At 35.7% G+C, this 504-nt stretch carries 1 pseudogene and 1 other annotated feature; the pseudogene reads right to left on the bottom strand.

The features are described 5' to 3' along the window. A pseudogene (gene rplJ / locus KGF48_RS19890) lies at positions 1 to 343 on the bottom strand (50S ribosomal protein L10); the annotation flags it as partial. A gap of 37 nt (positions 344 to 380) precedes the next feature. Next, positions 381 to 504: a sequence feature (ribosomal protein L10 leader region), on the bottom strand. This feature is flagged as partial in the annotation.

The following is a 504-nucleotide window of genomic DNA, read 5'->3' as shown; positions in this document are numbered from 1 at the left end:
CTTCCATAACGCCTGATTTAATTTCTAATACTTCATGATCTTTAGCAAATCCAGAAATTACTTTCGCTGCAGCTACAGCATCTTCACTTGAAGTTGCAATAGCAGTAGGACATGTTAAGAATTCATCTAAGCCTTCGATACCAGCTTTTTCAGCTGCACGACTTACACTAGTGTTTTGTTATACTTGATACTCAACACCAGCTTCACGTAATTGTGAACGTAAGTCAGTAACTTCAGCTACTGTTAATCCACGGTAGTCAACGATTACTGTTGAAACTGAATTTGATAGTACCTCAGCAATTTCATCAACTAGTTGTTTTTTAGCTTCAATGATAGCAGACATTCAGACACCTCCATTTCAATTTTTGGTGCTTTTTTTAAAATTAATAAAAAAAGCACTTTCTACCCACGGCAAAAAGTGCTTGAAAGATCATAGATCATCACGTTCAAGTCAATTTTAGCCTCGGCAGGATAAATTTTAAGTTATAAATAACTCCTACTGTC

It is taken from the genome of Clostridioides sp. ZZV15-6388 (assembly GCF_020657755.1).
In the GTDB taxonomy this organism is placed as follows: domain Bacteria; phylum Bacillota; class Clostridia; order Peptostreptococcales; family Peptostreptococcaceae; genus Clostridioides.
The sequence above is the reverse complement of the archived record's forward strand: the minus strand, read 5'-3'. Positions and strand labels throughout refer to the sequence as shown.